Here is a 7,094-nt window from a genome sequence, read left to right as displayed (position 1 = left end):
GTATTATACATATATTTCTTTAAACTGGAAACACCTTCTTTGCAGGATTGTCTTGCTCCTAGATTCTTATTAAAATGAATCGGATTCTATAATCAAAAAAATATTATTTTTGTAATTGGAATAGGAGAAAATGCACGTTTTTAGAATTATTCAATAAAATGAAGAGAATTATTAAAAATGTAACCGATATAATTCAATAGATGATAGAGGAGGTATGTAAATTTGAATAAAAAATTATTTTTGACAGCAGCAGCTATCCCGGTAGCTCTTATTGTACCAACAGTTGCAGGAGCGGCAGCCAATACCGTTTCCATCACAGGAAATAATATAGTGAATGAAACGTTAAAAGCTTCTATTGAAAACTTACCAGCAAATTCAATTGTGAATGGTTATCAGTGGTATTATGTAGATGGTTCTAACAATTCCACGAATAAACCAATCTCTGGTGCTACAACAGCGTCATTTACAATACCAGTTGATGCAGCAGGCAAAGCAGTTTTCGTGGAAGCGACTACAACTAATGGCGATAAGTATAAGAGTGAACCCCGTTCGATTAATGAACTAAAACTGTCAATAACTGCTCCAAGAATTGATAGTAGTTCAAATTATGCAGTACCTGGTGAATTGGTACAAGTCGCAGGTGCAATAGTAACCGATGATGCCGGAGCAAAGTTACAAAATAGTCAGATTACATATAGCTATCAATGGTTTTATAAAGTTGGTGAATCCTTCACAATTATTGATGGAGCAACTAACGACACATACAAAATTCCTAATGATGCTTTAGAAAAAGGCATGAAAGATATCATTGTTAAAGTAAAGGCAAAGGTAGGATCTTCTTTCGTGGAATCTGATGTTTCTGCTGTGAGATCAGTATCGAATGAACCTTCTGATTCAATGGTTGAAGACATTAAAACTTTACTAATAAATGACAACAAATATAACTTGACAAGTCTAGAATCTTTTAAGTCAGCTGTCACTGCATTTGAAAGTCAATATCAGGCACTATCAACTGCAGCAAAGGCGAATGTGAAAAATTATGATGTATTAAAGAGAGCAGCTGCAGATGTAGAGTTAATTAGCAAGTTAAATGAGAAAGTAGATAAGGTAAAAGAGGTTAATGAAAAAGACCTACCAAAATATTTAAAAGAAATCGATGAGGCTTATGATAAGTTTGATTTATTACAACGTAGCTTAGATCTAAATGATGCGCTATACAATAGCATTAAAAACATTTTGAAAGATCCGACAGATATCGAAGAATTTAAAGAAGTTAGAAGAATCAATCAGGCAATTGTAGCATTATTAACATATGAAAATTCCTATGTGAAGTATGTACCTACTAGCTTAGAGTCTTTACAAGTAGCAGTTGAAACAATTGAAAAGGATATAGCAAAATTATCTCAAAATTACCGAGCAACTGTTCAAAATCAAGCAATTTTAAGTGATGCTAAAGCGGATATAAAAAAGGTTGAACAATTTATTAAACTTTTCGATAAGCTGTCAGAAAAAGATGCACCTAGCAAACAGGTGACTACAGCAAAATCAATACGTACGTCTTATGAAAAGTTAACTTATAAACAACTTCAACTTGTACCAGCAAAATATATGCATACATTACTACAAGCAGAAAATGCGGAAAACAGTCAAATAGACAAATTAAATAGTGAGATCGACAGTTATGTAGGCGATGTGATTGATAGTTACCCAATTGATCCTTCAGTAACTACTTGGCAAAGTCATGTTAATAATGTAAACCGTATTATTAATGAATATAAGGGCTTAACGAAAAATTCAGCGGCTAAAATTGTCGGATATGATAGCATTGTAACCTTGCAAAAAGATTTTAAAGCAGCTGAAAAAATTATTAAGGATATGGACGCCTATCAAAAACTTTCAGTAACGCCAGGTGTAGCTGAAAGTAAGTTGAAAACGAACTACACGAATGTATTGAAAGCATATAATAAGTTAACGACTCTACAACAATCACTTGTGTATAATGCAAATGATTTTTTATTAAATACACCGACTATTACCGTTAATACAAATGGTAAGGAACCTGCTGATAAAGCTGCTGCATTAGCTTTAAAGGCTGATGTTGATAAGCTTGCTGATGTAACGAAATATACATTTGTACAATTTGAATCTGCTGTTAATGCAGCAACAACAAAATATAAAAACCTATCTTCCGCTGGTCGAAAGTATGTAACAAACTATTATTTATTAACAGCGGCTAGTAAAGATCTTTCTGGTGTGAAGTCATTCCATAAAAAAGTACAAACTGCAAGAGAAGAAAAAGATGCTACGAAACAAGCGAAAAAAATTCAAACAGTTCAAACTGCTTATGCAAAACTACCTGCAAATCAACAGTTTCTGGCAAAACAGCAATATGAAGATTTGCTCAATAATCGTTTAGAAGATAGCAATGCACCAGATATCACTAAATTAAATAATGAAATTGCAAAAATCGTCTCAAATGATACGTATACAGTTTCAATGGAAAAAATTAAGGAGCTTTCAGCGCAATATAATAAGCTAAGCTCTAGTGATAAAAAACGTATTACGAATGCTACCATCTTAACAACAGCAGTTTCTGATGTAAAAAAAGTTGAATCATTTATGAAGACGTATGAAAAATCATTTCATAGTAACCCAACAACTGTCATCAAAGCTTTTGCTAAGCTTACATCAAAACAAATGAGTTTAGTTAGTCCAGAAATAAGACAATCTATAATTGATCAAGATAAAAATCAACAACAGTCTAATGAAATTGCTTTGAAATTAGTTGAATCCATTAATTCATTGCTAGTAAATGGTGAATATATTGATGACTTGGAGACGAAAGTAAAAGAAATTCGTACAGCATATGATGGTCTAAGTGCTTCCGAAAAGAGCGTCGTGAAAAACTATTCTAAGCTAACTCAGGCCGAGAGTGATTTGAAAAAGGTAGCAGAGGTTCATGCTCTTTACGTACCAGCTACAAACGAAAATGCAGCAGCTCGTAAAGCTTGGCAAACTGCATACGGTAAGCTCTCAAAGAAATTAGAACTTTTATATCAAAAGATGTATGCAAACGATTTATAAAAAATAGTTTAAACCAGCACCCCGGATAAAGAAATTTATTCGGGGTTTAAATGTGTGTAGCTGGAATGAAGATGTTGATAATAATTGTCAAGGCCTTAATATTGTGTAAAATTCTATACAAAGTTTTTCAACGCCAACCACACAAAGAACGCCGCTAAACCATAGAATTGCGCTGCCAACCAAGCAAAGAACGCCGCTAAACCATAAAGTTTCGCTGCTAACAAGCTTTTTTCGCGATTCTATAAGCGATGTTCATGGTTCTATCAGCGATGTTCGCGGTTTTATCAGCGATGTTTGTGATTCTATCAGCAATGTTTGTGATTCTATCAGCGATGTTTCCGTTTCTATCAGCGATGTTCGCGATTCAAGCAGTGGAAGATATGACCAAAAATTAAAAGTTAGGTGATAAAACGAGAACGTTAATCAATAAAATTCAAAAGTTGGGTAATAAAACATAAAAGTGTTCCGATGAAATTCATAAGTTGGGTGACATTATGTTAAAAGTATATATGGATAAGTGATTAGAGAGAGGAATATGTTTCAGGAAAAGCTTATAAGGCGAAGGCTAGTATTTTTCTATCTTATTTGACTTACACCTCTCTAGCAAACATACAGCAGCCGCACCATATCTAGGAAGAAGTGTATGAGATGACGTTGAGTTAATGAATGTTAGGGTAAACTATTTTTATGTGAGCATATCATGCCAAAAGCGCGCGTGCATTATGCGGTACAACATGTCGTGCAACCATATGCAAAGGTGGTAGAGGCTTTATAAAATTTATCAAAAATATTAAGGCGCAATGACTGAAACATCATTAGAAAGCGCCTTTGTGGGGCAGCGTCATATTTTATTCCAAATAAAACATTGTATAATACGATGCAAAAACTAATACTTGATTGAGAATGCAAACTTATGAAATAGACTGCTGTTGATTAAATTGAAATCCAGCACATATTGAAGAAGAAGGAACGTCTGGGTGAGGAGACTTTTCCGGAAGGCTAAGCATCCAAAATTTTAAAAAAGTATTTAAAAATTTATACCAAATAGAGTCTTCATAGGGTAAACTATGGAGGCTCTGTTTTTGCCTATTATTAAGTTTTTTTCTTAGTAAAGTGTATTTATTGAGTAGTTATGGCGAAAAAATGCCGTTTTTTGAAAGGAGATCACAAAATGCCGACAGATCATATCAATCATCATAATCACCTTGCGGCAGAATGGGTGAAACAGTTTCGTCCTTATGCGAAAGAGGGACAATGCGCAAGCTATATTCCCGCTTTAGCGGAAAAAGAGCCAAATCAATTAGCGATTTCGATTATCGGTACTAATAATGAGGAAATGAAAGCTGGAGACACAACTGAACTATTTACGCTACAAAGTGTTTCAAAAGTCGTTACCTTTATTTTAGCGTGTATGGAACGGGGATTACCTTATGTTTTAGAACGAGTAGATGTTGAACCTACAGGTGACACCTTCAATTCCATTATTCGACTAGAAAGCCATCAGCCTGGAAAACCTTTTAATCCAATGATTAATGCAGGAGCGATTACAGTATCCTCTATGCTTGACGGTAGTTCTCCACAAGAGAAGGTTTCGAAAATCCTTCAATTTTTAGAACAAATCGTTGGCAAGGAATTAAAGGTTAATGAAGAGGTTTATCAATCTGAGTGGCAAACTGCCAATCGAAACCGTTCATTAGCCTATTATTTAATGGATTCTGGCTTTTTAGACTGTCCTGTAGAAGAAGCATTAGAGGTTTATTTGAAACAATGTGCTATTGAAGTAAATGTTTCAGATTTGGCGATGATTGGTTTAGTCATTGCCAATGATGGTTATCATCCTTTATTAAAAACACAGCTATTTCCTAAACAAGTAGCAAAATTAGCGAAGGCATTGATGGTTACTTGCGGGATGTATAATGCTTCTGGTAAATTTGCAGCATTTATCGGGTTACCTGCAAAAAGTGGTGTCTCTGGAGCAATTTTAGCGGCAGTGCCAAGTCACGCGGGCTTAGATTCACCTTTCCCTACTGGCTGTGGTATTGGCATTTATGGACCAGCAATTGATGACATCGGGAACAGTGTAGCTGGAGTGCATTTACTAAAGCATATTGCTACCGAGTGGAATATGAATATTTTTTAAGCCATTCAAAAAGATGACTTCATAAATGGAGTCATCTTTTTTGATTATGTTGTTAATTTGCAATAAAAAGCTCTGAATTACTTTCTTTTCATTTTATAAATAATCATTAGTAGCATAAACCAAATTGGTGTTAATAGTAATGCGGTACGCGTTGCCTCTGAAATGAACATGACTACTAATAAAAATGCAAAGAAGGCAAGTACTAAATAGTTCACGAACGGAGTAAAAGGTGCCTTGAAAATCGATGCTTCATGAAGTGCACGGTTTTTACGTTTATAAATAATATGAGAGATTAATATAATACTCCACACCCAGATAAAGCAAATAGCACTAATCGTAGTCACAACACTAAAGGCATTTTCAGGCATTAATTTACTTAATAATGCACCAGCGGAAACAACAATTGCAGAAACAACGAGTGCGTTACTTGGCACACTGTTTTTATTGAGCTTTGCAAACTTTGGCGAAGCTTGCTTATTGTTTCCAAGATTAAAAAGCATGCGGCTAGTAGAAAATAAGCCACTATTACCGGCTGAAGCAGCAGATGTAAGAACGACAAAATTAATAATACCTGCAGCAATTGGAATACCAGCAAGTGTAAATACTTGTACAAATGGGCTACTTGAGGCAGACATTTCATACCAAGGATTAATGCATAAAATAACAAATAACGCTCCTACGTAGAATAATAAAATGCGTAATGGAATTTTATTAATGGCAGAAGGAATATTTTTTTTAGGGTTGGCCGTTTCTGCAGCAGAAACGCCTACTAATTCAACACCAACAAAGGCGAAAACAACCATTTGGAATGCCATTAGGAAACCGTATAGGCCGTTTGGGAATAACCCGCCATGTGACCAAAGATTTTCAACTGTCACTGTGCTAGAGCTTGTCTGAAAGCCTGTAAATAACATAATTAGGCCAATAACAATCAGTGCCACAATGGTGATGACTTTTATAAGGGCAAACCAAAATTCTAGTTCGCCAAATAGTTTTACAGTTAACAAATTCAAAATTAGTAACAGTACTAAACACCCGATTGCAGGCACCCATTGAGGTATATCAAACCAATAATGTGTATAAACGCCGACAGCAATAATATCTGCCATAGCGGTCATAATCCAGCAGAACCAGTATGTCCATCCAGTGATGTAACCTGCCCAAGGACCTATGTATTCGGATGCAAAATCGGTAAATGATGTATAGCCAGCATTCGATAATAATAATTCACCTAATGCCCGCATAACAAAAAATAAGGCGGTCCCGACAATGAGATAGGCAAAGATGATGGAAGGTCCCGCTAAAGCAATGGCTTTACCTGAACCTAAAAATAAACCAGTACCGATTGTTCCACCGATCGCTATGAGCTGCACATGGCGATTTTTTAATTCACGTTTTAATTGTTGTTGTTCCACGTTGATCCCCCTCAAAGATACGTAAAAACTATGACTGGAAAATAAAAAAGAGACTAGTAATGACACTAGTCTCGTAAACGACAGAATAACAAATACCGATTACGGATGTTATAGGTAAATAAAGAAAAACATTCGTATCGTATAGCTTTCGTGTTGAAAGTTGATATTACTCCTCTGTCCTTTTGCCTGAGATAGTGAACCCTTCGGCGACGCAAAATGCGCTCTCTCCAGAACTGCTCCTGCTATAGTGTTATCCATAGCATTCATAGCTTATATTGTATGTCTGTATGACATTATTTTAAGATATTATAAATCCTATCAGTGCCTAGTTAATTATTCAAGGATAAATTTTAAACATTTTCAGAAAAAAAGAAGAATGGAGTTCATCTAGGTAAATACTTTACGAAAAATAGTATTTTTAGACATACATTAATAATAAGTATATTACCTCATGT

Annotated in this window: 4 protein-coding genes and 1 riboswitch; of the genes, 3 read left to right on the top strand and 1 reads right to left on the bottom strand. The window is 35.0% G+C overall.

Annotated elements, in window-relative coordinates; translation table 11 throughout:
* Nucleotides 1-222 precede the first annotated feature (222 nt).
* From PVA17_RS24415 to PVA17_RS24405, 3 genes are all read left to right on the top strand, one after another.
* Nucleotides 223-3,084, top strand: a complete 2,862-nt coding sequence (locus tag PVA17_RS24415; RefSeq protein WP_274069284.1) for a hypothetical protein — start codon at nt 223-225, stop codon at nt 3,082-3,084.
* 254 nt (nt 3,085-3,338) lie between these two features.
* Nucleotides 3,339-3,479, top strand: coding sequence for a hypothetical protein (locus PVA17_RS24410; protein WP_274069283.1), 141 nt, complete (start codon nt 3,339-3,341; stop codon nt 3,477-3,479).
* Between the two features lie 776 nt (nt 3,480-4,255).
* On the top strand, nt 4,256-5,224 hold the full coding sequence (locus tag PVA17_RS24405; protein ID WP_132356691.1) for a glutaminase: 969 nt from the start codon (nt 4,256-4,258) through the stop codon (nt 5,222-5,224).
* A gap of 77 nt (nt 5,225-5,301) precedes the next feature.
* Here PVA17_RS24405 and PVA17_RS24400 read toward each other — a convergent pair whose 3' ends face one another.
* Nucleotides 5,302-6,639, bottom strand: a complete 1,338-nt coding sequence (locus PVA17_RS24400) for an amino acid permease (protein ID WP_274069282.1) — start codon at nt 6,637-6,639, stop codon at nt 5,302-5,304.
* 164 nt (nt 6,640-6,803) lie between these two features.
* Nucleotides 6,804-6,880, bottom strand: a riboswitch (glycine riboswitch).
* Between the last annotated feature and the right edge of the window lie 214 nt (nt 6,881-7,094).

This window comes from Lysinibacillus sp. CNPSo 3705, assembly GCF_028674935.1.
Taxonomy (GTDB): Bacteria; Bacillota; Bacilli; order Bacillales_A; family Planococcaceae; genus Lysinibacillus.
This window is presented reverse-complemented; position numbering and strand designations above follow the sequence as displayed.

Coding starts and splice junctions, on each gene's coding strand:
- PVA17_RS24410 (WP_274069283.1), top strand. CDS start 3,339: ATGGTTCTATCAGCGATGTTCGCGGTTTTATCAGCGATGTTTGTGATT.
- PVA17_RS24405 (WP_132356691.1), top strand. CDS start 4,256: ATGCCGACAGATCATATCAATCATCATAATCACCTTGCGGCAGAATGG.